Annotated in this window: 25 protein-coding genes and 1 tRNA gene; 19 read left to right on the forward strand and 7 right to left on the reverse strand. The window is 72.8% G+C overall.

Going from position 1 to position 23,703, the window contains the following annotated elements:
• Nucleotides 1-178: 178 nt before the first annotated feature.
• Genes gap through secG form a run of 4 tightly spaced genes read left to right on the forward strand, consistent with a single transcriptional unit; the run spans nucleotide 179 to nucleotide 3,510 of the window.
• Nucleotides 179-1,180 carry a type I glyceraldehyde-3-phosphate dehydrogenase gene (gap, locus tag MLV88_RS14620; protein WP_242341018.1) on the forward strand — a complete coding sequence of 334 codons (1,002 nt, stop codon included), beginning with the start codon at nucleotides 179-181 and terminating at the stop codon, nucleotides 1,178-1,180.
• Nucleotides 1,181-1,188: 8 nt separating this feature from the next.
• A complete protein-coding gene (locus tag MLV88_RS14625; RefSeq protein ID WP_242341017.1) occupies nucleotides 1,189-2,379 on the forward strand; it encodes a phosphoglycerate kinase in 1,191 nt (396 codons plus the stop codon).
• Between the two features lie 4 nt (nucleotides 2,380-2,383).
• Nucleotides 2,384-3,145, forward strand: a complete 762-nt coding sequence (tpiA, locus tag MLV88_RS14630) for a triose-phosphate isomerase (protein WP_242341016.1) — start codon at nucleotides 2,384-2,386, stop codon at nucleotides 3,143-3,145.
• On the forward strand, nucleotides 3,142-3,510 hold the full coding sequence (secG, locus tag MLV88_RS14635) for a preprotein translocase subunit SecG (RefSeq protein WP_242341015.1): 369 nt from the start codon (nucleotides 3,142-3,144) through the stop codon (nucleotides 3,508-3,510). The genes tpiA and secG overlap by 4 nt, the downstream gene beginning before the upstream one ends.
• 195 nt (nucleotides 3,511-3,705) lie before the next feature.
• Here the strand turns inward: secG and MLV88_RS14640 are convergent.
• From MLV88_RS14640 to MLV88_RS14650, 3 genes are all read right to left on the reverse strand, one after another.
• Nucleotides 3,706-3,787, reverse strand: a tRNA-Leu gene (locus MLV88_RS14640).
• Nucleotides 3,788-3,892: 105 nt separating this feature from the next.
• Entirely contained in the window at nucleotides 3,893-4,219 is a 327-nt protein-coding gene (fdxA, locus tag MLV88_RS14645; protein WP_242341014.1) for a ferredoxin FdxA, read from the reverse strand.
• Nucleotides 4,220-4,251: 32 nt separating this feature from the next.
• Nucleotides 4,252-5,568, reverse strand: a complete 1,317-nt coding sequence (locus tag MLV88_RS14650) for an inositol-3-phosphate synthase (protein WP_243337831.1) — start codon at nucleotides 5,566-5,568, stop codon at nucleotides 4,252-4,254.
• Between the two features lie 156 nt (nucleotides 5,569-5,724).
• On the opposite strand from MLV88_RS14650, the gene MLV88_RS14655 reads away from it, so the two are divergent.
• From MLV88_RS14655 to MLV88_RS14685, 7 genes are all read left to right on the forward strand, one after another.
• Complete coding sequence (locus MLV88_RS14655) at nucleotides 5,725-6,114, forward strand: hypothetical protein (RefSeq protein WP_242341012.1); 390 nt, start codon at nucleotides 5,725-5,727, stop codon at nucleotides 6,112-6,114.
• A 56-nt stretch (nucleotides 6,115-6,170) separates the two neighbouring features.
• Entirely contained in the window at nucleotides 6,171-6,914 is a 744-nt protein-coding gene (locus MLV88_RS14660; protein ID WP_243337833.1) for a HesA/MoeB/ThiF family protein, read from the forward strand.
• Nucleotides 6,911-7,177, forward strand: coding sequence for a sulfurtransferase TusA family protein (locus MLV88_RS14665; RefSeq protein ID WP_243337835.1), 267 nt, complete (start codon nucleotides 6,911-6,913; stop codon nucleotides 7,175-7,177). The genes MLV88_RS14660 and MLV88_RS14665 overlap by 4 nt, the downstream gene beginning before the upstream one ends.
• A gap of 40 nt (nucleotides 7,178-7,217) precedes the next feature.
• Nucleotides 7,218-7,904: a HesA/MoeB/ThiF family protein gene (locus MLV88_RS14670; RefSeq protein WP_242341265.1), complete on the forward strand. Its 687-nt coding sequence runs from the start codon at nucleotides 7,218-7,220 to the stop codon at nucleotides 7,902-7,904.
• A gap of 363 nt (nucleotides 7,905-8,267) precedes the next feature.
• The gene (gene cysC / locus MLV88_RS14675) at nucleotides 8,268-8,969 is read left to right on the forward strand and encodes an adenylyl-sulfate kinase (protein ID WP_242341266.1); all 702 of its coding nucleotides are present in this window, start codon (nucleotides 8,268-8,270) and stop codon (nucleotides 8,967-8,969) included.
• 156 nt (nucleotides 8,970-9,125) lie between these two features.
• The gene (gene larE / locus MLV88_RS14680; RefSeq protein WP_242341267.1) at nucleotides 9,126-9,980 is read left to right on the forward strand and encodes an ATP-dependent sacrificial sulfur transferase LarE; all 855 of its coding nucleotides are present in this window, start codon (nucleotides 9,126-9,128) and stop codon (nucleotides 9,978-9,980) included.
• 132 nt (nucleotides 9,981-10,112) lie between these two features.
• Entirely contained in the window at nucleotides 10,113-10,334 is a 222-nt protein-coding gene (locus MLV88_RS14685) for a ribbon-helix-helix domain-containing protein (RefSeq protein WP_242341268.1), read from the forward strand.
• A 114-nt stretch (nucleotides 10,335-10,448) separates the two neighbouring features.
• Here MLV88_RS14685 and truA read toward each other — a convergent pair whose 3' ends face one another.
• A complete protein-coding gene (truA, locus tag MLV88_RS14690) occupies nucleotides 10,449-11,249 on the reverse strand; it encodes a tRNA pseudouridine(38-40) synthase TruA (RefSeq protein ID WP_242341269.1) in 801 nt (266 codons plus the stop codon).
• An 88-nt stretch (nucleotides 11,250-11,337) separates the two neighbouring features.
• Between truA and MLV88_RS14695 the strand changes: the two genes are divergently transcribed.
• The 4 genes from MLV88_RS14695 (at nucleotide 11,338) to MLV88_RS14710 (ending at nucleotide 15,793) form a co-directional block, all read left to right on the forward strand.
• Nucleotides 11,338-12,252: an AgmX/PglI C-terminal domain-containing protein gene (locus MLV88_RS14695; RefSeq protein ID WP_242341270.1), complete on the forward strand. Its 915-nt coding sequence runs from the start codon at nucleotides 11,338-11,340 to the stop codon at nucleotides 12,250-12,252.
• Nucleotides 12,249-12,866 (forward strand): hypothetical protein, encoded by a 618-nt coding sequence (locus MLV88_RS14700; RefSeq protein ID WP_242341271.1) that lies wholly within the window; start codon nucleotides 12,249-12,251, stop codon nucleotides 12,864-12,866. The genes MLV88_RS14695 and MLV88_RS14700 overlap by 4 nt, the downstream gene beginning before the upstream one ends.
• A 120-nt stretch (nucleotides 12,867-12,986) precedes the next feature.
• Nucleotides 12,987-14,267, forward strand: coding sequence for an ATP-dependent Clp protease ATP-binding subunit ClpX (clpX, locus tag MLV88_RS14705; protein WP_242341272.1), 1,281 nt, complete (start codon nucleotides 12,987-12,989; stop codon nucleotides 14,265-14,267).
• 263 nt (nucleotides 14,268-14,530) lie between these two features.
• The gene (locus MLV88_RS14710) at nucleotides 14,531-15,793 is read left to right on the forward strand and encodes a DUF6600 domain-containing protein (protein ID WP_243337837.1); all 1,263 of its coding nucleotides are present in this window, start codon (nucleotides 14,531-14,533) and stop codon (nucleotides 15,791-15,793) included.
• Between the two features lie 92 nt (nucleotides 15,794-15,885).
• On the opposite strand, the gene MLV88_RS14715 is transcribed toward MLV88_RS14710, so the two are convergent.
• Nucleotides 15,886-17,415: an Hsp70 family protein gene (locus tag MLV88_RS14715; RefSeq protein WP_242341303.1), complete on the reverse strand. Its 1,530-nt coding sequence runs from the start codon at nucleotides 17,413-17,415 to the stop codon at nucleotides 15,886-15,888.
• Between the two features lie 147 nt (nucleotides 17,416-17,562).
• Here MLV88_RS14715 and MLV88_RS14720 point away from each other — a divergent pair, with 147 nt between their 5' ends.
• Nucleotides 17,563-18,483 carry a S1C family serine protease gene (locus tag MLV88_RS14720; RefSeq protein WP_242341305.1) on the forward strand — a complete coding sequence of 307 codons (921 nt, stop codon included), beginning with the start codon at nucleotides 17,563-17,565 and terminating at the stop codon, nucleotides 18,481-18,483.
• A gap of 6 nt (nucleotides 18,484-18,489) precedes the next feature.
• Here the strand turns inward: MLV88_RS14720 and MLV88_RS14725 are convergent, their stop codons facing one another.
• A complete protein-coding gene (locus MLV88_RS14725) occupies nucleotides 18,490-19,095 on the reverse strand; it encodes a hypothetical protein (RefSeq protein WP_242341306.1) in 606 nt (201 codons plus the stop codon).
• Nucleotides 19,096-19,173: 78 nt separating this feature from the next.
• Between MLV88_RS14725 and MLV88_RS14730 the strand changes: the two genes are divergently transcribed.
• A complete protein-coding gene (locus MLV88_RS14730) occupies nucleotides 19,174-19,668 on the forward strand; it encodes a deoxycytidylate deaminase (RefSeq protein ID WP_242341307.1) in 495 nt (164 codons plus the stop codon).
• Here MLV88_RS14730 and MLV88_RS14735 read toward each other — a convergent pair.
• A complete protein-coding gene (locus MLV88_RS14735) occupies nucleotides 19,658-20,884 on the reverse strand; it encodes a CapA family protein (protein WP_242341308.1) in 1,227 nt (408 codons plus the stop codon). The genes MLV88_RS14730 and MLV88_RS14735 overlap by 11 nt on opposite strands.
• 298 nt (nucleotides 20,885-21,182) lie before the next feature.
• On the opposite strand from MLV88_RS14735, the gene MLV88_RS14740 reads away from it, so the two are divergent.
• Both MLV88_RS14740 and MLV88_RS14745 read left to right on the forward strand, forming a co-directional pair.
• The gene (locus MLV88_RS14740; RefSeq protein WP_242341309.1) at nucleotides 21,183-22,103 is read left to right on the forward strand and encodes a histidine kinase dimerization/phospho-acceptor domain-containing protein; all 921 of its coding nucleotides are present in this window, start codon (nucleotides 21,183-21,185) and stop codon (nucleotides 22,101-22,103) included.
• On the forward strand, nucleotides 22,100-23,506 hold the full coding sequence (locus MLV88_RS14745; protein ID WP_242341310.1) for a sigma-54-dependent transcriptional regulator: 1,407 nt from the start codon (nucleotides 22,100-22,102) through the stop codon (nucleotides 23,504-23,506). The genes MLV88_RS14740 and MLV88_RS14745 overlap by 4 nt, the downstream gene beginning before the upstream one ends.
• Nucleotides 23,507-23,703: the final 197 nt, after the last annotated feature.

Consider the following 23,703-nt stretch of genomic DNA (forward strand, 5'->3'; position numbering starts at 1 on the left):
GGCGCGACGTCGCGGCCTCGCCAGAAGTCGAGCGCGCAGGACCGGACGGCGCCGAGAGATCGGCGCCGTTTCGTTTCTTTCATCTCGGCCGCTCGCCCCCTTCCGTTTCCGTTGACGGTCCGGAGCCTCGTCTGTAGGTTACGGCCGCTTTTCAACCCCTTGGGAGGAGGGCAGCGCCATGGCACGTATCGCAATCAACGGGTTCGGTCGCATCGGTCGGTGCGTGCTCCGCGCGGCCATCGAGCGGGGCGAGAAGGACCTCGAGTTCGTCTCGATCAACGACCTCACGGACACGAAGACCCTCGCGCACCTCCTGAAGTACGACTCGGTGCACGGCGTGCTCGCCGCCGACGTGAAGGCGTCGGAGAAGGGCATCGTCGTCAACGGCAAGGAGATCGAGGTCACGGCCATCAAGTCCCCGGCCGATCTCCCGCACCAGAAGAACAAGGTCGACGTCGTCCTCGAGTGCACCGGCCTCTTCACGGAGCGGGAGAAGGCCGAGGGCCACCTCAAGGCGGGCGCTCCGCGCGTGCTCATCTCCGCGCCGGCCAAGGGCCCGGACATCACGGTCGCCTACGGCATCAACCACGACAAGCTCGACAAGGCGAAGCACAAGATCATCTCGAACGCGTCCTGCACGACGAACTGCCTCACGCCGGTCGCGAAGATCCTGCTCGAGAGCTTCGGCATCAAGCGCGGCCTGATGACGACGATCCACTCCTACACGAACGACCAGAACCTCCTCGACCTGCCGCACAAGGACCTGCGCCGCGCGCGCGCCGCGGCGCTGTCGATGATTCCCTCGACCACCGGCGCCGCGAAGGCGGTCGCCGAGGTCATCCCGGAGCTGAAGGGCAAGCTGCACGGCACGTCGGTGCGCGTCCCCACGCCGAACGTGTCGCTCGTCGACCTCACCGTCGAGATGGACCGGCCCGCCACCGCCGAGGAGATCAACGCGGCGTTCAAGAAGGCGGCGGAGGGGAGCCTGAAGGGCGTCCTCGAGTACTCGGACGGCCCGCTCGTCTCGGTGGACTTCAACCACAACCCGGCGTCCTCGATCTTCGACGCGACGAACACGTTCGTCGTCGAAGGGACCTTCGCGAAGGTCTTCGCCTGGTACGACAACGAGTGGGGCTTCTCGAACCGCATGGTCGACGTGGCGAAGTTCCTCACGAAGTGAGGGACGCCATGGCGCTCAAGACCATCGACGCGCTCGACCTCGCCGGCAAGCGCGTCTTCATCCGCGTGGACTTCAACGTCCCGCTCGACGAGCAGGGGCGGGTGACCGACGACGCGCGCATCCGCGCGGCGCTCCCGACGCTCCAGTACGCCATCAAGGCGCGCGCGAAGGTCATCCTCGGCTCGCACCTCGGGCGCCCGAAGGGCAAGCCCGACGATCGCAAGAAGTTCTCGCTCGAGCCCGCGGCCGAGCGGCTCTCGGCGCTCCTCAAGCAGGACGTCATCCTCGCCGACGACTGCGTCGGCGACGGCGTGAAGAAGCTCGTCCGCGATCTCAAGGAGGGAGAGGTCCTCCTCCTCGAGAACCTCCGCTTCCACCCGGAGGAGGAGAAGAACGACGAGGGCTTCGCGCGCGAGCTCGCGAGCCTGTGCGACGTCTGGGTGAACGACGCGTTCGGCACGGCACACCGGGCCCACGCGTCCACCGCGGGCATGGCCGCGTTCGTGAAGGAGAAGGCGGCCGGCTTCCTCATCCAGAAGGAGGTCGAGTACCTCGGCAAGGCGCTCGGCACCCCGGCGCGGCCGTTCGTCGCGCTCATCGGCGGCGCCAAGGTGTCCGACAAGATCAAGGTGCTCGAGAACCTCATCGCGAAGGCCGACGCGGTCTGCATCGGCGGCGCGATGGCCTACACGTTCCTCAAGGCGCAGGGCGTCCCCGTGGGGAAGAGCCTCGTCGAGGAGGACAAGCTCGAGCTCGCGCGGCAGATCCTGGACCGCGCCCAGGCGCGCAACGTGGACCTTCTCCTGCCGGTCGATCACGTGTGCGGCGCGGAGCCGAAGGAGACCGCAGCGCGCGTGGTGGTGAACGACCGCGCGATCCCCGACGGCCTCATGGGCCTCGACATCGGCCCGAAGACGCTCGATCGGTACCGCCAGCGCATCCTGAGCGCGAAGACGGTGTTCTGGAACGGTCCCATGGGCCTGTTCGAGCAGAAGCCGTGGGCGGAGGGCACCTTCGGCGTCGCGAAGGCGATGGCGGACAGCCCGGCCATCACGGTCGTGGGCGGCGGCGACAGCGCCGCTGCGGTCGAGGAGGCCGGGCTCGTCTCCAAGATGAAGCACGTCTCCACCGGCGGCGGCGCCAGCCTCGAGTTCATCGAGGGGCGCGTCCTCCCCGGCATCCAGGTCCTCGAGGGATAGCGCCGTGCCCCGTCGAAAGTTCGTCTGCGGCAACTGGAAGATGCACAAGACCGTGGCGGAGACCACGGCGCTCGTCGGCGAGCTCCGCGCCGCGCTCGGGGACCTCGCCGGCAAGGTCGACGTCGCCATCGCCCCGCCGTTCACGGCGCTCGCCGCCGCGGTGGACGCGGCGCGCGGCTCCGGGATCGAGGTCGCCGCGCAGAACGTCCACTGGGAGAAGCAGGGGGCGTTCACCGGCGAGGTGTCCGCGCCCATGCTGGCCGAGGTCGGCTGCCGCCACGGCATCGTCGGCCACAGCGAGCGGCGCCAGCTCTTCGGGGAGACCGACGAGGGAGTGCGCAAGAAGGTCGGCGCGCTGCTCGCGGCGGGTGTCCGGCCGATCGTCTGCGTCGGCGAGACGCTGGCGGAGCGGGAGGCCGGGCGGACCCTCGAGATCGTGGACCGTCAGGTCAGGCAGGGGCTCGCCGGCCTCTCCGCCGAGGCCTTCGCCGCGCTGACGCTCGCGTACGAGCCGGTGTGGGCGATCGGCACCGGCAAGACCGCCACCGCGGCCCAGGCGCAGGAGGTCCACGCGGCCATCCGGAAGATCCTCCGCGAGCTCGCGAGTTCCGCGGCGGACCAGATCCGGGTACAGTACGGCGGCTCGGTCAAGCCCGAGAACGCCGCCGAGCTCATGGCGCAGCCCGATGTCGACGGGGCGCTGGTCGGCGGCGCGAGCCTCAAGGCGGCGGACTTCGTCGCCATCGTGAAAGGTGCACTCCGTTGATCACCCTCGTCACCATCCTGCACGTCCTCGTCTGCGTCTTCCTCATCCTCGTGATCCTGCTCCAGGCCGGTAAGGGCGGCGGGATGGGGGCGGCGTTCGGCGGGGCCGGCGCGCAGACCGTCTTCGGTGGGCGTGGCGCCCAGACGCTGCTCGGCAAGGTCACGAGCATCTCGGCCGGGATCTTCATGATGACCTCGGTCTTCCTCGCGTACAACGCGTCCCGCACGCACTCGGTGGTGCAGCGCGAGGCGAGCGTCCCGGCGCAGCAGCTCCCGGCCGCGCCCGGGCAGAGCCCGCTCTCGCCTCCGCCGAACGCGCCCGAATCGACCCCGCCGGCGCCGGCCGCGCCGTCGCAGGGGAAGTAGTCGCTTTCCCGAGAATCCGCGCCTCGGCGCGGCGGAGAGGGGATCCGGGGTCCGGGTCCCCTCTTCGCGTTCGAGCGAGGCACTCGCGCCCGCTGCCGGACGGGCGCCGCCGCCACCCGAGCCCCCGGCTCCCTCCGTGGCCCCGAAACGCCGAGAGGGGATCCGGTTTCCCGGATCCCCTCTCTCGTTCGCGAGTGCCCAGGGCGAGATTCGAACTCGCACGCCTTACGGCGCCACCCCCTCAAGATGGTGTGTCTACCAGTTCCACCACCTGGGCGTTCCGAAGCGGACGGGTTTCTAGCAAAGGGGCGACCGGCGCGCAATAGCGCAGTTCAGGGCGACGACGATCTCGCCGAGCGCCCGTGCGGCCGTCGCCGATCCGCTAGGCGCCCTCGAGGTACTGACGCTTCTCCTCGACGTCCTTCCACTGGTCCGCGTCGGGGAGCGGGTCCTTCTTCTCCGAGATGTTGGGCCAGGTCTTGGCGAGGTCGGCGTTGAGCTGCGTGTAGTCCTTCCACTTCGCCGGCAGGCTCTCCTCCGGGAAGATCGCCTTCGTGGGGCAGGCAGGCTCACACGCGCCGCAGTCGATGCACTCGTCGGGATGGATGACGAGGAAGTTGGGCCCCTCGTAGAAGCAGTCGACGGGGCAGACCTCGACGCAGTCGGTGTACTTGCACTTGATGCAGGGCTCGGCAACCACGTAAGCCATCGACGACCTCCTCTGTGGGGCCTCTGTCTAATCTACGGCTCGTAGTAGTCGAGCCCGAGGTGGGTGATGAGCTCCTCGCCCGCCAGGTGACGCAGCGTGTTCTTGAGCTTCGTGAGCTGGATGAACAGGTCGTGCTCCGGGTAGAGCCCCTCCGCGACCATCGGGCTCTTGAAGTAGAACGACATCCACTCCTGGATCCCGCTCATCCCCGCGCGCCGCGCGAGGTCGATGAAGAGGGCGATGTCGAGCGCCACCGGCGCGGCGAGGATCGAGTCCCGGCAGAGGAAGTTCACCTTGATCTGCATCGGGTAACCGAGCCAGCCCTTGATGTCGATGTTGTCCCAGCCCTCCTTGTTGTCGCCGCGCGGCCGGTAGTAGTGGATCTGCACCTTGTGGTCGAACTTGCCGTAGAGGTCGGGGTACAGCTCGGGCTGCAGGATGTGGTCGAGCACCGAGAGCTTCGAGACCTCCTTCGTCTTGAAGCTGCCCGGGTCGTCGAGCACCTCGCCGTCGCGGTTGCCGAGGATGTTCGTCGAGAACCACCCCTCGAGCCCGAGCATGCGCGCCTTCAGCATGGGCGCGAGCACCGTCTTCATGAGCGTCTGGCCCGTCTTGAAGTCCTTGCCGGCGATCGGCACGCCCTGCGCCTTCGCGAGCTGCTGGAGCGCGGGGATGTCGACGGTCAGGTTCGGCGCGCCGTTCGCGAACGGGATGCCCTCCTTCAGCGCCGCCCACGCGTAGATCATCGACGGCGCGATGGCCGGGTCGTTCGCCGCCATGGCCGCCTCGAACGCCTGGAGCTGGCCGTGCACCGCCTGCGGTTGCAGGTACACCTCCGTCGACGCGCACCACACCATCACCGCGCGCTCGCAGCCGTGCTCGCGCATGAACCGCCGGATGTCCTCGCGGAGCTGCTCGCCGAGCTCGAGCTTGTTCGCGCCGCGCTTGACGTTCGGGCCGTCGAGCCGCTTCACGTAGTCCGGCGAGAACACCGCCGTCATCGGCTTCACCGCCGAGAGCGGCTCCTTCAGCTTCTCGAGCAGGGACTCCTCGAGCACGCGGGCGTGGCAGGCGGACTCGTAGGCGTCGTCGGGGAACACGTCCCAGCCGCCGAAGCAGATCTGGTCGAGGGGGGCGAGCGGCACGAGCTCCTTGATGAGCGGCGTCCGGCGCTCCGTCCGCTTGCCGAGCCGGATGGTCCCCATCTGCGTGAGCGAGCCGATGGGCTTCGCGAGCCCTCGACGCACCGCCTCGACGCCGGCGATGAGGGTGGTGCCGACGGCGCCGAGCCCGGGGAGGAGGACGGCGAGCTTCCCGGACGCGGGGGCGATGGGGCGTGGCTTCTTCACGGAGCGTTCCTCGGAGGTGGGGGTTCCCCCCGAAAGGTTTCAGGGGGGCGGCGTCCCGGCAAGCCCTCCGGCGACGCGCGAGGCGAATGATTCCGCGAGGTCGCATGCGGCGGGGGCAGGCTGGCGGGTTCTCCCCTCGGGGGGTACGATGTGCGCATGTCCGGAAGCTCCGCGAGCGAGCCGCTGGTGCTCTTCGTGCATCGCGGGACCTGGCAGGACCGCTACCAGGCCACGACGCTGGCGGTGACCGCGGCGGCGCTCGGCGACGCCGTGACGGTCGCGCTGTTCTTCGAGCCGCTGCGGCTCTGGATCGGCGGCCGCTTCGACGAGGGCGCGCCCCCCGAGGCCGGCCCGGCGCGCGTGGCGAGCCTCGTGGAGAGCCTGGAGGACGCGCGGCGCGAGCTCGGGCTCCGGGTGGTGGCGTGCGACACGGCGGTCCGGCTCGCCGGGCTCGTCCCCGACGACGTCCGCCCGCGGCTCGACGCGATCGCGACGCTGCCCTCGCTCTGGCGCGCCGCACAGTCGGGCCGGGCGCTCGTGGTGTAGCGCCGCCGGGCGCGAGGGTTGCCGCCCCCTCTGGCGCGGGATATACGCCGTCCTTCATGAGCCTCTCCGGCAAGACCGCGCTGGTGATCGGAGCGGGCGGCCTCGGCGGGCCGGCGCTCCTCACGCTCGCCGCCGCGGGCGTCGGGACGCTCGTCCTCGTGGAAGACGACGCCGTCGAGACCTCCAACCTGAACCGGCAGCCGCTGTTCAAGGAAGGCGACGTCGGCCAGCGGAAGGCCACCGCCGCGGCCGCCCGGCTCCGGGCGCTCTTCCCCTCCGTGGCGGTCGACGCGCGCGATCTCCGCTTCGACGCGGGGAACGCCCTCGCGCTCGTCGAGGCGGCCGACGTCGTCGTGGACGGCTCCGACAACTTCGCCACGAAGTTCCTCGCGAACGACGCCGCGCTGCGCGCGCGGAGGCCGCTCGTCCACGGCGGGATCCTCCGGACCACCGCGCAGCTGCTCACCGTCTCGCCAGCGGGCATCGGCGGCTGCCTGCGCTGCCTGTTCGAGGCGCCGCCGCCGCCCGGGTCGGTGCCGTCCTGCGCCGAGGCGGGCGTGCTCGGCGCCACCGCGGGGTTCGCGGGGGCGCTCATGGGCGCGGAGGCCCTCCGGCTCCTCGCCGGCGAGCGCGGCGCCTACGAGGGCCGGCTCTACACGTACGAGGCGCGGTCCGCGCGCGGGCGGCTGGTGCTCGTCCGCAAGCGCGCAGGCTGCGCCGCTTGCGCCGGCACGCAGCCGCTCGAGGCGGCCGCGCCGCCCACCTGCGCCGCGCCGGCTCGCGGCGAGGGCGCGGCGTGAGCGCGAGCGCCCCGCCGCGCGTGGACGTGCGCGCCTACGCCTGCCCCATGACCTACGTGAAGGCGAAGATCGCGCTCGAGCGCCTCGCGGCCGGAGAGCGGCTCGAGGTCTGGCTCGCCGCGGGAGAGCCGGTGGAGAACCTGCCGAGGAGCGCGGCCGAGGACGGCCACCGCGTGCTCGCGGTGGAGCCGCTCGCGGGCGCGCCGGGGGCGTTCCGCGTGGTCCTCGAGAAGGGCGCCGGCGCCGCGCCGGAGTGGCCGTAGGAGGGCGCCGGGTGGCCCGGCGCTCACGGGAGTCGAGAGCGTGAACGACGAACGGCTGGAGCGGTACGCGCGGCAGCTCCTCGTGCCGGGGTTCGGCGAGGCGGCGCAGGAGCGGCTCGGGCGCGCCCGGGTGCGGGTCGTCGGGGCGGACGCGGTCGCGTCCGCCGGCCTCGTCTACCTCGTGCAGGCTGGGGTGGGGCGGCTCTGGATCGAGGACGCCGAGGACGTCTCGCCGAGCGACGCCAGCGGCTGGCTCTTCGCCCCATCCGCCGTCGGCTCGCCGCGCGTCGAGGCGGCGCGCGCCGTGCTCGCCCCGCTCTCGCGCTTCGTCTCGATAGAGCCCTATCCGAAAGGCGGCGTGCCGACCGCGACGCTCGTCTTCGCGTCTTCCGGGCCGCAGGCGCTCGCCTCCGCGGAGGCCGCGCGGCGCGCGGGGATCCCCCACGTGGTCGTCGAGCCTGACGCGGAGGGCGGGGCGCTCGTGGTCGTGCCGCCGGGCGCGCCCTGCTACGCCTGCGCCCGCTCGACCGCCGGCGCGGGCCGTCCCGCGCAGCCCGGCATCGCCGCGCTCTCTGCGCTGGGCGCGGCGGAGCTCGTCCTCATGATCGCGAACCCGGAATCCACCCCCGGGCGACGCATCGATCTCGTCCGCGGCGTCGCGACGGCGCGACCGACGAGCCGGCTCCCGGGGTGCGCGTGCGGCGGCCCCGGCGCGGGCGCGACGTAGCGACGTGTCGCTGCCGCTCGGGTGATCCCTCCTGCGGCGCTCGCCGGCTGCTTGCGGCGGGGCTGCGGCGGGCCGCCTCGCCTGCGCTGCTCGTCTGCCAGAGGGAGGAGAAAGGCCTACCGCGGCGCCGATTTCTCGGCCCGTGTACCCCTGCGCGTCGTCGAGAATTGACCCTCCGGCAACGCCCATCCGGGGGGCGCATTGCACAACGAGCCGGATACACTGAAGAAAGCCAATAGGTGGGGAGGGAATACCCGTTTGGCGGGACAGGATCCGACAGGGTATACTTTCGAGATCGCGCTCGAACGGATCGGCCCCCGGCGACCGGGCGACGGCCGACCGAGCTGAGACGCTGGAGGATCCATGGACACGCACACCACCGGCTTCGTCATCTGGCTGACGGGGATGAACCGCGCCGGCAAGAGCACGCTCGCCGCGCACCTCGCCAAGCGGCTCGTGGCTTCGGGGCGCGCGGTGGAGCTGCTCGACGAGCACGGCGACGCCGCAGTGCTGCTCGAGGGCCTCGGCGCCAGCAAGGAGGACCACGCGCGCGCGGTCGCGCGCCTCGGGCTCGTCGCGAAGGCGGTGGCCCGCTCCGGTGGGATCGCCGTCTGCGCGGCGCTCTCGCCTTACCGCGACGCGCGCGACGCCCTGCGCAAGGAGGCGCGCCGGTTCCTCGAGGTGTTCGTCGACTGCTCGATGGAGAAGCTCCAGCAGCGCGATCCGCAGGGGATCTATCGCCGCGCGCTCGCCGGCGAGCTGAAGCAGGTCCCCGGCGTCGACGTTCCTTACGAGCCGCCCACCCACGCGGACGTGACGGTCCACACCGACCAGCTCTCCGTCGAGGAGGCCGGGACGCGCGTGTTCCAGGCCCTCGTGGATCAGCGGCTCGTGGGGCCGGCCGAGTTCGGACGGATCACGGGCGGGCTCCGGCCGCGCCGGGGCAAGCCGGACCGCGCCGTTCGCGGCGGCGCCCGGCGGAAGCTCGTCGCGAAGGCGGCGGCGAGGCAGGCGCCGAAGAAGGTCGCCGGCAGGGCCACGAAGACCGCCAAGCGCCGCCGCTGAGCGGCTGCGAGCCGCGCGCCTGCGGCGTCACGGGCGGCACGTACGCCTTCGCCGCGGCTCCCGGGCCTCGGCGACGGCATGACGCGTCTCGCGACCCCCCGGATCCGGTCGCGGAGCTTTGCGCGCGCGGACGCGAGCGAGTAAAAGTCCCGCGCCATGTCGCCGAACGTTCTCGAAGATCTCCGCCGCGACTCCGCGCAGAAGCTCGCTCGGCTGAAGGAGGCGCTGCGCGGCTGCGCCAGCGTCCTCGTGGCCTTCTCCGGCGGCGTCGACTCCACCTTCGTCGTCGCCGTCGCGCGAGAGGTGCTCGGCGATCGCGCCGTGGCGCTGACCGCGCACTCCCCGTCGGTTCCCCAGGCAGAGCGCGAGGAGGCGCGCGCGCTCGCCGCCCGGCTCGGCGTCCGCCACCTGGAGCGAGACAGCCACGAGCAGGAGGACCCGGGCTACCTCTCGAACCCGGTCGATCGCTGCTACTACTGCAAGCGCGAGCTCTTCCGGATCTGCGAGGAGACGGCCCGGGTCGAGGGGCTCGCCGTCGTGCTCGACGGCTTCAACGCCGACGATCTGGGCGATCACCGGCCGGGGCACCGCGCCGCCGAGGAGCGGCGCGTCCGCTCGCCGCTCGCGGAGGCGGGCCTCACGAAGGACGAGGTGCGCGCCTGGAGCGAGGCCTACGGGCTCCCGACCTGGGCGAAGCCGCAGATGGCGTGCCTCGCCTCGCGCATCCCCTACGGAACGCCGGTCACCCCCGAGCGGCTCGGGCAGGTGGAGCGAGCCGAGGCTGGGCTCCGCGCCCTGGGGTTCCGCGACCTGCGCGTCCGCCATCACGGCGACATCGGGCGGGTGGAGCTCGCCGAGGGCGAGCTCGCCCGCGGGTTCGAGCGTCGCGCCGAGATCGCCCTGGCCGTCAAGGCAGCGGGGTTCAAGCTGGCCGTGCTCGATCTGGAGCCCTTCCGGTCGGGCCGCATGAACGCGCTCGCCGGTGTCGCGCTGCCCGTCGTGGCGGGGTAGGGCGGTCGGCCCCGGGGCCCTCGTCGGAGGCGCCCCTGTCAAGAAAACTGTCGAACGTGCGCTTTCTTGCGAGGCGGCTATCGAGTGGTAGCGTGTAGGCAAACGTAAGCCGTTGTCGCAAGGAGCCTACACATGCCTACGCCCGCCGAGCTGACCGACGTCGTTGCCGCCCAGGACCCGAGCGCGTCTGCGCGCCTCGAGCCGATGCTGGTCCGGCTTCCCCCCCAGTTCGCCGCCGAGCTCCGCAACCTCGCCCGCCGCACGCGGGTCCGTCAGTCCGACTACCTGCGCGAGGCCGTGGCCGACCTCCTCGCCAAGTACGGCCAGCTCCCGCCCGAGCAGGGGGCGATGTGACGGCCGAGACGTCCGGCCGCAAGGACGGACGCTCGACCCCGCCCGAGCCGCCGCGCCTCCCGGGCGGCCGGGTGCGCGTCGCGACCGGGGCCCGGGCGCCGGTGTTCGGCGTCTTCATGGAGCTCTACCGGGCGGCGCGGGCAGCGAACCGTCCGGATAGACGACCGCGGCAAGCGTGAGCCCCCAGCCGGGCGCGCGCACGCCGCGGTACCGCCCGCGCGCGAGCAGGAGGTCGCGGACGAGGGTCGGCGGCGCGAGCCCGAGCCCCACCGCCACGGCGGTGCCGGCGAGGTTGCGGATCATCGCGCGCAAGAAGCCGTGTCCCTCGAAGACGAGGGCGTGGAGCGGCGCCCAGCTCGCGGTGACCACGTCGGCCCGGGTGACGGTGCGCACCGTGCCCCGCTGCTCTCCCGGGCGGGCGAAGCCGGTGAAGTCGTGCGTCCCCACGGCGTGCGAGAGCGCGCTCCGCATCGCCTCGGCGTCGAGCCGCGCCTCGGTGAGCGCCGGGAACGCCCGCGGGTCCGGGAGCGCCCACGCGTACCCGGCGAGCGGGCCGGGCGGCGGCGCGCCGACGAGGTAGACGTAGCGGCGGCCGCGGGCGGTGTTCCGCGCGTGGAAGGACGGCCCGACCCGCAGCGCCTCGCGCACCAGGATCCCCTCTGGCAGGGCGGCGTTCAGCGCGCGACGTAGCGCCTCGGGATCGAGCGCCGCGCGCGCCGAGAAGCTCACGACCTGGTCGAGCGCGTGCACCCCGGCGTCCGTGCGCGCCGCCACGGCGAGCGTCGCCCTGACGCCCGCGGCGAGGAGCGCCCCCTCGAGCGCGTCCTGCACCGTGGGCAGCCCCGGCTGCCGCTGAAACCCGCGGAAACGCCCGCCTTCGTAGGCGACGCGCAGAGCGTAGAAGCGCCTTTCCACCTCGTGCTAAGTTCACCACGCCCGCCGCGCCTGCGTCACCTCCGGCGTGCGCTCCCCACCCACCTCCTCATCCGAGTCCCGCACCCCGATGGCGCCCGGCACAGACGAGACGCTCCTCCTCGACGACCCCCGCCTGCAGGGCGGCGAGTGGCTGTTCCGCAAGGGCGGCCAGGTGTTCGGCCCGGTCGATTCGCGCGGCCTCGCCGCGATGCTCTACCGCGGCGAGCTCGACGCCCTGACCTCGGTGTCCGCGGGCGACGGCAGCTGGCGTCCCGTCGGCGAGGTCCCCCTCTTCATCCTGCACGCCAAGCGGGCGGCGGCGGCGCAGCGGGTGGAGCGCGAGGTCACCGGAGCGCGCCAGCTCGCGGCGCGCCGCGGGCGCCGGCGCGCGCTCGGCTGGGCCCTCGCGCTCGCGCTCCTCGTGGGCGGCGCGGCGGTCGTCGGGTTCCTGCTCGCCCGGCGCCCGGCGGAGACGAGCGCGCTGCTCGAGGACTTCGGCGCCGGGATCTCCATCGCCTCGGCGGCGCGGGTGGGCGTCGAGCACCGCGCGCCGGAGGCGGACGACATGGTCGAGGTGCCCATGGACGCGCCGGCGCCCGGGGCGAGCGGCGGCCGCGCGCGCCCGCCCGCGGCCTCGCCGGAGAAGAGCGGCGGCCTCGCGGCGTCCTCGCGCCGCGCGGCAGGCGGCGCGATCGACGGCGGCGAGCTCGTCTCGGCGCAGTTCGACGAGCGCAAGATCCAGGCGGTCGTCTCGCGCGAGCAGCGCACGCTCGTGCCGTGCTTCCGCGACGAGGCGACGCGCTCGCCCGACTTCCACGGCGACGTGCCCATCGAGTTCGCGATCGGCAACGACGGCCGCGTGGCGGCGCTCTGGATCGACGAGCCGCGCTTCCGCGCCGGCGCGCTCAAGGACTGCCTCGTGAAGGCGCTCGGCGGCTGGCACTTCGAGACGTTCCCGGGGCAGCGGCCGACGGTCTCACTCGCGTTCCGGATCGGGCGATGACGGCCACCGCCGAGAAGCTCGCCTCCCGCGCGGAGGACCTGCCGGAAGGCTCCTTCCGCCGCGAGGTCCTGGAGGGCGCGCGGCGCTTCAAGACCGCGTGGGTCGGGCTCGCCCGGCTGCTCGTGGAGGTGAAGCGCAAGGAGCGCTGGCGCGAGTGGGGTTACCCGAGCTTCGAGCGGTACTGCTCGAAGGAGCTGTTCATCCGGAGCGCGACGGCCGAGAAGCTCACCGCGAGCTACGGGTTCCTCGAGCGGCACGAGCCCGAGCTCGCGAAGCAGCGGGGCGACGGGCGCGCTCCGCCCTTCGAGGTGATCGAGGTGCTGTCCCGCGCCGAGGCCGCGGGGCGGCTGTCGGACTCCGGCTGGCGCGAGCTCCGCGACGAGGTGCTCGTGGAGCGCCCCCCGACGCCCGCGACCATGAACCGCAAGCTCGCGGAGCGGTTCGGTCCGCCCGCCCCGCCGGCGCCCGCTCCCAAGGAGGATCGGCTCGATCGGCTCGCGGCGCAGGCGCGCCGCCTCGCGGAGGCCTGTCGCGAGGAGGCGGCCGTGCCCCGGCCGGTCGCGGAGCGCGCAAGCGCCCTCGCAGGGGAGATCGAATCGCTGCTCCGCCGCTGATCCGTGACGCCCCGAAGGAGTTGGTGGGGCGGTGCGGGACGCACCTGGCTATATTCGAACCGTGCCCCAAATTCCGGGGGTCGGGGGCTTGGTGGTAACATCGTGGAACCGAGGGATCGCGTGAGCCGGAAAGACCATCACGGCAACCTGTCGTGCTCATTCTGCGGGAAGGGGCAACGGGAGGTTCGCAAGCTCATCGCGGGGCCGACGGTCTACATCTGCGACGAGTGCATCCGCCTCTGCAACGACATCATCGCGGAGGAGGCGGAGCGCGACGAGGGGCGCCCCGCCGTCTCGCTGCCGACGCCGGCCGAGATCAAGAGCTTCCTCGACGACTACGTGGTCGGTCAGGACAAGGCGAAGAAGGTCCTCTCCGTCGCCGTCTACAACCACTACAAGCGCGTCTACTCCAAGAAGCCGGCGCGGCCGCAGCGACCGGGCCAGGCGCGGCCAGGCGGGGACGACGTCGAGCTCCAGAAGTCGAACATCCTCCTCATCGGGCCGACGGGGTCGGGCAAGACGCTCCTCGCCCAGTCGCTCGCCCGGTTCCTCAACGTCCCGTTCACCATCGCGGACGCGACGAGCCTCACCGAGGCCGGCTACGTCGGCGAGGACGTCGAGAACATCATCCAGAACCTGCTCCACGCCGCGGACTACGACGTCGAGAAGGCCGCCCGCGGCATCGTCTACATCGACGAGATCGACAAGATCGCCCGCAAGGGCGACTCCCCGTCCCCGACGCGCGACGTCGGCGGCGAGGGCGTGCAGCAGGCGCTCCTCAAGATCATCGAGGGCACGCGCGCGAACGTCACCCCGCGCGGCGGCAAGAAGTACAACCAGCAGGAGTACATCCAGGTCGACACCTCGAACATCCTCTTCATCGTCGGCGGGGCCTTCTGCGGGCTCGAGCAGGTGATCCGCCGCCGCGCCGGCGTGAAGGCGCTCGGCTTCGGGGCCAAGATCGAGCGCAAGGAGGAGGCGAGCCTCGGCGAGCTCCTCGCGCGCGTCGAGCCGTCCGATCTCGTGAAGTTCGGGATGATCCCCGAGTTCGTCGGGCGCCTGCCCATCATCGCGACGCTCGCCGATCTCTCCGAGGAGGATCTCGTCACGATCCTCACCCAGCCGAAGAACGCGCTCACGAAGCAGTACGTGAAGCTCTTCGACCTCGAGAAGGTGAAGCTCTCCTTCACGAAGGAGTCGCTGCGCGCCACCGCCCGCGAGGCGATGCGGCGGAAGTCCGGCGCCCGCGGCCTCCGCGCCATCCTCGAGCAGGCGATGCTCGACATCATGTACGACGTGCCGTACCGGGAGGGCGTGAAGGAGTGCAAGATCACGGACGGCGTGATCCTGAACAAGGAGCCGCCGCTCCTCTCGTTCGAGAAGGAGAAGAAGCTCGCCTAGGGCGGTCTTCCGTCCTGGATGCACCCTCGACGCCCTGGCCGCCTCGGCCGGGGCGTCCGTGTCTTCGGGGCTGCGTAGCGGCCGGCAGGAGGGTGGGCGGGGTGACGGCGCCGCACAGTGTGCCGCGATGCGCCGCGCGCGAGGTGCCAAGCGTCCGGGAAAACCGTGGAATTTACGCGGCATCCCGATTGCTAGGTCATCCGGGTGAGGAGCCCGCCGGGGACCCTGGCCATTCCGGCGCCCGACCTCCGAGGAGAACCGTCATGCTCCGCCACACGCTCATCGCCGCGCTGATCGCGACCTCGCTCGCGCCGCTCTCGACGCACGCGCAGGACGGCGGCTGGGACGACGACTCCGGGGATCGGTGGGCCGACGAGCGCTCGCCCGACTACGACGTCTCGGTGGACGTGGGCGTCTCCGGCGGCGTCACCTTCGACACGTTCTACGATCCGCTGGGCCAGTACGGCGAGTGGGTTTCCGCCGGCGCCTACGGGCGCGTGTGGCGGCCGCACGTGGCCGGCGGATGGCGCCCGTACTACTACGGCCGGTGGGAGTGGACGAACGAGGGCTGGTTCTGGGTGTCGGACGAGCCGTGGGGCTGGGCCGCCTATCACTACGGGCGCTGGGCCTACGACGGCTTCTACGGCTGGGTCTGGGTGCCGGGGTACCAGTGGGCGCCGGCGTGGGTGTCCTGGCGGTTCTCCGGCGACGTCGTCGGCTGGGCGCCGCTCGCTCCAGGACTGTCCGTGTACGTGACCTCCTATCCGTTCTACGACACCTGGTGGACGTTCGTGCCGAGCGTCCGCTTCGTCTCCGTGCCCGTCTACAGCGTCGCCTACGCGCCCCGCTACACGCGCCACTACTTCGACCGCACCGCCCCCGCGCCGGCGCGGCCGGCTCCGCGCCCGGTCCCGGGCGGCGCCCGTCCGTCTCCTGCTCCGGCGTGGGGCGGCCCCGCGCCTCGCGCCATCGAGGCCCGCCTCGGCCGGCCTCTCCGTCCGTCGCGCGTGATCGCCGCGCCGTCGCCGGCCGCCGCGCGAGCAGGCTCCGGGGAGATCTCGGTCTATCGGCCCGACGCTCGGCCGGCGCCGGGGCGCGGCGGCTTCGGCCGTCCCGAGGGGCGCGGCCCGGCGGCGGCGCCCGGCCGGAGCGGCGAGCGTGGCAACGCGTTCGTGCCGCCGGGGCGCCAGGGCGCGCCGGAAGCAGCGCCCGGTCCGCGCGGCTGGACCCGGCCCGAGCGCGCGGAGCGAGGCGGCGGTCCTCCGGCGTACGCCCCCGAGCAGCGCTCGGAGCGAGGCGGCCCTCCGGCGTACGCCCCCGAGCAGCGCTCGGAGCGGGGCGGTCCTCCGGCGTACGCCCCCGAGCAGCGGGGCGGCTCCCCCGCGCCGGCGCGTGCGCCCGCGGGTGGGTCGAGCGGCGGCTGGCGCGGCGATCGCGGCGGGAGCAGCGGCGGCGGAGCGCCGGCGCGCCAGGCGCCGCAGCACGGCGGCGGGAGCCGGCCGGCCCCGGCCCCGCGCCGCGACTGAGCGGACCCGCCTCGCTCGCGCGCGGCCTCCGGTGATCCGGGGGCCGCGCGAGCTTCAGGAGGCTAGGGAGGCGCGACCGGATCGTCCGGCGCTCAGCGCGTCGAGATGCGGACCGTGGTCTTCATCTGGCGGCCGGTGTCGAGGTCGCGCGCGGACATCGTGAGGATCCCCTCGATGTTGACCTCGAAGAGGATCTCGAGCCGCACCTCTCCGGCGCGGCCCGGCCGCACGCCGCTGAAGGTGAACTCGCCGAGGAGCTCGTTGTCCACCGACCAGGGCTGATCGCCCTGGTAGATGCGCACCGCGAGCTCGCTCTGGCGGTCGACCGCGTTCGTGGCCGCGATGGTCCGCGCGTTGGGGATCGCGGCGTTGCGCGGGAAGACCACGTGCATCGCGCCGCCCGCCTGCTCGATGCCGATCGCCATGGGGATGACGTCGAGGAGCTGGAGCTTCAGGTCGGAGCTCTCCTGGAGCGACCAGCCGTAGAGCGCGGCGCCGATCCCCACCGCCTCGTCGGGGTGGACGCCCTTCGACGGCGGCTTCCCGAAGAAGCGCGTGAGCCGCTCCTGGATGACGGGCATCCGGGTCTGCCCGCCGACGAGCATGACCTCGTCGATGTCCTTCGCGGTGATCCCGGCGTCCACCATGACCCCGCCCATGATCTTGAGCGAGCGGTCCACGAGGTGCTGCGTGAGCGCCTCGAGGAGCTTGCGGTCGAACCGCACGTCCATGTTGAGGGGCTGGCCCTGCGGCGTCATCGTGATGAACGGGATGGAGAACGGCGCCTCGGTGCGGGCCGAGAGGTCGATCTTGGTGCGCTCGGCGAGGTCCTTGATGCGCTGCATCGCGACCGGATCCGACGAGAGGTCGATTCCGTGCTTCTTGCGGAAGTCGTCGAGGACGTACCGGATCATCGCGTCGTCGAAGTCGATGCCGCCGAGGAAGATGTCGCCGCCGGTGGCCTTCACCTCGAACACGCGGTCGCGGATCTCGATGATCGACACGTCGAACGTGCCGCCGCCGAGGTCGTACACGAGGACGCGCTCGTCGAGCCGCTTGCCGATGCCGTAGGCGAGGGCGGCGGCCGTCGGCTCGTTGATGATGCGCACGACCTCGAGCTCCACCAACGCCCCGGCCTCCTTCACCGCCTGGCGTTGCCGGTCGGTGAAGTACGCGGGCACCGTCACGACGGCGCGCCGGACCTTGAAGCCGAGGTGATCCGACGCGACGTCCCGGATCTTCGCGAGGATCCGGGAGGCGATCTCCTGGATCGAGAAGCTCTGCCCGTGGCAGTCGACCTCGACGTCGTTCCGGTCCCCCGCGTGGACGCGGTACTGGACCGACTGCTGCATCGTGTCGACGACCTCGTCCCGCGGGGCGCGCCCGATGAGCCGCTTCGTCGCGTAGAGGGTGTTCCGCGGGTTGAGCTGCCACTGGCGCTTCGCCTCGTGGCCGATGAGCTCGTTGCCCTTGTCGTCGATCGCGAAGATGGACGGGATGGTGTACTCGCCGCCCTTGTAGGGGATGAGCTTCACCTGACCGTCGCCGTGGGCGACCGCACCGCACGAGTTCGTCGTGCCGAGATCGATCCCGATGATGGTGTCGGGGGAGAGCCGCTCCATGCCGCGGCGAGGGTACTACGAAGGTGGGGCAGGGTGGAGTTCCCGCCCTCCTGCCGTGCGAGCGGACGCTCGCCCACACGGGGGGTCGAAAGGCGCAAGCGCTCCACCCGGGGGAATTCGGGTGAAGCGCCCCCCGTTGGACGGGACGTGCTCAAGACCCGCCTCCTTCCGAGCCTCGGCGGGGCCGCTCTCGTGGCCGGCCTCTTCCTCGTCGCCTCGCCCCTCCTCGGGCTCTCCTCTCCCGCCCGCGCCGGCAACCCGCGCGCGGAGACCGTCCACAAGGTGTTCCCGAGCGCGGTGCGCATCCGGATCACCGCGGGCGGCGAGGTCGTCCGCAGCGCCTCGGGGATCGCGTTCGCCCGCGAGGGCAAGCGGAGCTTCGTCCTCACGAACGCGCACGTCGTCGAGCCGGGCCGCGCCTGGCAGGAGCCCGTCCGCATCGAGGTGCTCCCGAGCGGGCGCGACGCGCACCTCGCCGCGAAGGTCGTCGCGACCGGCAAGCTGCCGGAGACGGACATCGCGGTCCTCGAGGTCGGCGCGGAGCTGCCCGTCACGCCGCTCGCGCCGGACGAGAGCCTCGACCTCGGCGACGATCTCGTGGTCATCGGCGCGCCGTTCGGGAAGGGGCTCTCGGTCGCGGCCGGAATCGTCTCCCAGGTCGAGTACGAGTTCCTCGAGAACGCGGCCGCGCCGCGGCGCGCCAAGTCGCTCAAGACCGACGCGGCCATCGGCTACGGCAGCAGCGGCGGCGGCGTGTTCGACGTCCCGCGCGGCCGCCTCATCGGCCTCGTCGAGGGCTACCGCACGGCGCGCGTGGAGTTCGGCAAGGACGCCGACCAGTACGCGTTCGACGTGCCGATGCCCGGCGAGACGTTCGTCGCCCCGGCCGCGAAGATCCGGCGCTTCCTCGCCGACCACGGCCTCGCGCGCCTCTCCGACGACGGCTCGGGCGAGGTCGCCCAGCGCGGCCGCGGCGGCACGCAGGACGCGCAGGTCGCGGCCGGGCAGGCGGAGGTCGCCGCGCGCACCCAGCCCGTGTCGCTGCCCGCCGCGCCCGGCGCGCTCTAGGCTTCGCTAACGTCCGGTCGCGCCAGTCCCCGGCGCGGCTGGACCCGGCGAGACGCTGCCCGGACCCACGCCGCTCGGGACGCTGGCGCCGCCGGTCCCGGCCCCGCGCCCTCCCTCGGCCGGCGGCCCGCTTCCGCCGCCTGGGCCGGTGCCCTGGCCGGGAGTGGACTGCGGCTCCCCGGCGGCCGGCCTGCGAACCTGCACCCAGTACGCGAGCGCGTCGGCGTTCCGCCCGGCCCGGAGCTGCGATCCGGGGACGAGATCCGCCACCGTCCCGAGCCCCGCCGACGTGTAGACCATGGTGTTGCGGTCGACCGTGAGCGTCACCTTGCCCCCCGCCGTCCCGACGGTGATCCGGTGCGCGTGCCCGTCCACGCCCTCCAGCACGCCGGAGATCTCCTCGAGCACCGCGCCGCGCGGGAGCGGCTTGTCGGGCGGCTGGGAGCGTTTCGCCGTCCCCGCCCCCGGCGTCACGGGCGCGGACGGCGGAGCGGCGGGATCGGGCTGCGCCCGTCCCGACGGCGTCGCCACGGGAGGCAGGGCGGGCGACTGCTGGGCGAACGACGGGAGCGCGGCGAGGAGCGCGGAGAGCGCGACGGCGGTCCGGAGCATGCCTGCATGTTAATCGCTCTCTCCGCCGGAAGTCGGGCCCCTGGAGTAGGATGCCGCCTCCGGACAGCCGGAGGGCGGATGGATAATCGGGTCAGCTGGGACGAGTACTTCATGAACGTGGCGCGCGTCGTCGCGACGCGCGCGACCTGCGATCGCAAGCACGTCGGCGCGGTGCTGGTGCGCGACAAGACGATCCTCTCCACCGGGTACAACGGCTCGATCCGCGGCCTGCCGCACTGCACCGAGGCGGGGCACATGATGGAGGACGGTCACTGCGTCGCGACCGTTCACGCGGAGGCGAACGCGATCATCCAGGCGGCGAAGAACGGCGTCGCGATCGAGGGCTCCGCGATCTACACGACCGCCTCGCCGTGCTGGCCGTGCTTCAAGCTCATCGCGAACGCAGGCTGCCACCGGATCGTGTTCGGCGAGTTCTACCGGGACGAGCGGATCTTCGAGTACGCGCAGCGGCTCGGGATCGAGCTCGTCGAGCTGAAGGTGCCCGCGCGGCCCGACGTGCAGCCGGCCGACACCGGCCACGCGCGGACGGTCACCACGTCGGTCAAGGAGTAGCGGCGCTGACCGGCTTCGCCGGCTCCGGCGCTGGCGACGCGACGCTCGCGGGCGCGAGCTCTCCCGGGGCGAGCGTCCGCAGGAGGTCCTCTCCCATCACCGCCGCGACCGCCGCGCGGCGGCCGGCGAGGAGCTGCTCGCGCGCGCGGAGCCGCGTCCAGGCCTCCGCGCGATCGGCCGGGACGGGGTCCGGGAAGGCGGCGAGCTCCGCGCGCACCTGCGCGAGCGCGCGATCGACCGCGACGACGCGGATGGCGGGCTTCCGGCCGGGCTCCTTGCGCCGGTCGATCTCCACGGTGTCGTTCTCCGTCCAGAGCGGCAGGAAGTCCGCGCCCGCCACCTCCACGCGCGCGACGCCCCGCCCGTAGTCGCGGCGCGCCAGCTTCACGCGCAGGAGCGCGCCGTCCCTCGTCGCCGCGACGGCCTCGGGGGTCACGCCCGGCACGTAGTTGCGCGACTGGTTCGAGACGAAGTTCCCGAGCGAGTAGGCGATGACGGCGGTGCGGCCGTCGGCGCGGCGGTACAGCTCGACGGGCTGCAGGACGTGGGGATGGTGGCCGAGGACCACGAGCGCGCCCGCGTCGGCGAGCCGGTGGGCGAGCTCCACGTCCTCGGCGCGCGGCTGGGGCGCGTACTCCTCGCCCCAGTGGAGCGACACGACCACCGCGTCTGCCTCGGAGGCCGCGCGGCGGACGCTCTCCACCGCCCCCTCGCGATCGAGCTGCGACGCCTGGAGGCAAGCTCGCGCCGCGGGGCAGGCGTTTCCGTCCTGGTTGAAGAAGTGGGCGTACCCGAGGAACGCGATCCGCATCCCCGCGGCGTCCACCGTGACCGGGCCGGAGGCGCGCCCGGACGGGCCCGCCCCGACGTAGCGCATCCGCAGCGCGTCGAGCCGCCGGACGGTCTCCTCGAAGCCGGGCCGCCCCTGGTCGAACACGTGGTTGTTCGCGAAGGAGACGAGGTCCACGCCGGCGTGCTGCAGCGCGGCCACCGCCTCGGGCGGCGCGTTGAACACGAACGGGCGCGTGCCCTGAGCCGTGGCGGGCGCCACGGGCGTCTCGAGGTTCGCGAACATGACGTCGGGCGCGGCGAGGAGATCGGCGACGGGTGCGTAGAGCCAGGAGAAGCCCGCGTCCGGGGCGCCGCGCCCGTAGGTCGCGGCGCACTGCTTCACCGCGTCGTGCATGAGGACGTCGCCGACCGCCCCGATCGTCACCTGCGCGACCGTGCGGACCGGCGGTTCCGCGGGCGCGACCGCTTCCAGGGCGCCTCCGCGCGCTGGCGGGGAGGGGGACGTCGACGGCGCGGGGGCCGCCACGGGCTGGGCGGCGCGGTCGGCCGGTCCGCGCGCTCCGGTCGCACAGGCGGCCAGGGAGAGGGCGAGGACCACGGTGACGGATGGGGCGGACGGGAACACGCGCACGAGGGCTCCGAGCTTTACCGGTATCATCCGAGCGGGCTTGAAAAAACGACCGTCGCGACGCATCTCAGGGCGCGACTTCCAGGTTCTCATCATGCACCCATTCGCCAGAGGCGCCGCTTTCGTCGACCGGTCCGGGTCGGTCGTCGCCGCCGACCCCGGCTTCGCAGCGCAGCTGGGGCTCGGGGCCGACGCCGACCTGACCGGAGCGCTGCGGACGCGCGCCGAGACGGCGCCGGAGCTCCGCGCGCTGCTGGCCGGGGACGGCCCCGCCATCGCGCGCGTGCCGGGGCCGGACGGCCAGGTGCTCGAGCTGCACCGCGTCCCGAGCGGGGAGGGGACGCTCCTCCTCGCCCGGACCTCGCAGGACGCCGAGTGCCTCGAGCACGCCATGCGATCGCAGGGGCTCACCCGGCTGGCCGCGGGCGTCGCGCACGACATCAAGAACCCGCTGAACGCGATGGCGCTCCAGCTCGCGCTGCTCGCGGACAAGCTGTCGTCGGCCGGAGACGCGGGCGTCGCCTCGGCGTCGCACCTGGGCGCGCTGCGCGATCAGATCGGCAGGGTCAACGAGGTGGTGCGCCGCTTCCTCGACGTGACCGATCCCTCCGCGCCGCTCGGCTACACCGACGTCGGCGCGCTCGCGGCGGACACGGTCAGCCTGTTCGGCCACGACGCCCGGCGGCGCCGCATCGACCTGCACGCGGACGCCGCGCCGGGCTCCGCCCGGACGCGCTGCGATCCGGGCCGGGTGTCGCGGCTCGTGCTCGGCCTCGTCTCGCGGGCGCTCGTCGAGACGCCGGAGGGCGGGCGGATGTCGGTTCGCGTGGAGCCCGAGGCGGCGAGCTTGCGGTTGACCATCGAGCACGCGGCGGGTGAACCGGACCCCGAGCTCGGGTATTACACGGACGTCGCGGACGCCGCGGCACGGGCGCTCGGCGGCGACCTCGCCATCGTGCACGAGGGCGCGCTGGAGCGCCTCACCTTGCGGCTCCCGAGGAACGATCGCGAATGAAATACCGGGTCCTCATCGTCGACGACGAGGCCGACAGCCGCGACGCGCTGGCGGAGCTGACGCAGCGCTGGGGCTACGACGTCCAGACCGCGAGCGACGGCACCGAGGCGCTCCGCCGGGCCATCGAGGGGCACCCCGACGTCATCCTCACCGACCTCGTGATGCCGAACATGGACGGGCTCTGGCTCCTGCGCGCGCTCCGCGCCGAGCTGCCGGACTGCCCCGTCGTGCTGCTCACCGGCCGGGGGACCATCCAGACCGCGGTGCAGGCGATCAAGGAGGGCGCCTACGACTTCATCGAGAAGCCGCTTGAGGTGCCGCGCCTGCGGCTCGTGCTCGAGCGCGCCCTCGAGAAGAAAGAGACGATGCGCGAGGTGCAGCTGCTGCGGCGCCGCATCGCCGCCCTCGCCCCCGGCACGGACATGATCGGCTCGGGCCCCTCGATGCAGCGGGTGTTCGAGCTCGTGAAGAAGGTCGCGCCCTCGACGGCGAGCGTCGTCATCAGCGGCGAGAGCGGGACCGGCAAGGAGGTGGTGGCGCGCGCGATCCACAACCTCTCGCCGCGCAAGGAGAAGCCTTTCGTCGCGGTGAACTGCGGCGCGATCCCCGCGACCCTCATCGAGTCGGAGCTCTTCGGGTACGAGCGGGGGGCGTTCACCGGCGCGGACCAGCGCAGGCTCGGCAACTTCGAGCTCGCGCACAACGGCACGATCTTCCTCGACGAGATCGGGGAGCTGCCGCTCGAGCTCCAGGCGAAGTTCCTCCGCGTCCTGGAGGAGCGCCGGTTCCGCCGGCTGGGCGGGCGCGCCGAGGTGGAGGTGGACGTCCGCGTCATCTGCGCGACGAACCGCGATCTCAAGGAGGAGATCCGCAAGGGCCGCTTCCGCGAGGACCTCTACTTCCGCCTCCACGTCTTCACGATCCAGCTCCCCGCGCTCAAGGAGCGGCGCGAGGACGTCCCGCTCCTCGTTCATCACTTCCTCGAGAAGTTCAACGGCGAGACCGGCAAGCACGTGCAAGGCGTGTCGCCCGCCGCGCTCGGGATCCTGCAGGGGTACGCCTGGCCCGGAAACATCCGCGAGCTGCGCAACACCGTCGAGCGCGCGATGATCCTCGTGGACGGCGACGTCATCGGCGAGGAGCACCTCCCGCCGGACATGCAGGCCTCCCGCCCGGAGGCGGCGACGCTGCGGATGCCGCTCGGGATCCCGCTCGACAAGGTCGAGAAGGAGTACATCCTCGCGTCGCTGCAGAAGAACGGCGGGAACAAGGCGCGCACCGCCGAGATCCTCGGGATCAGCGAGAAGACTCTCTACAACAAGCTGAACCGCTACGCCGCCGAGGCGCGCACGCGCGCGGGCGAGGCCGAAGGTCAGGTCCCGGCGAGCGGCGTGAAGGCCTGAGCCGCGGCAGGCGCGCAGGTTCACGGCCCCCCCGAGCTTTGCAGTGGGAGGGCCCCGCGCGAAGCGCGGGAGGGGCGAAGCCCCTCCGGCGGGGAACCTGCGCGCACCCGCGAAAGCGGGCGCGCAGGTTCACGGGCCCCGCCGAGCAGGGGTGGGGCCCCAGCAGCTTCGCTGCGGGGGCGGGGGCGCCGGCCCCG

It is taken from the genome of Anaeromyxobacter soli (assembly GCF_022808855.1).
Lineage (GTDB): Bacteria > Myxococcota > Myxococcia > Myxococcales > Anaeromyxobacteraceae > Anaeromyxobacter > Anaeromyxobacter soli.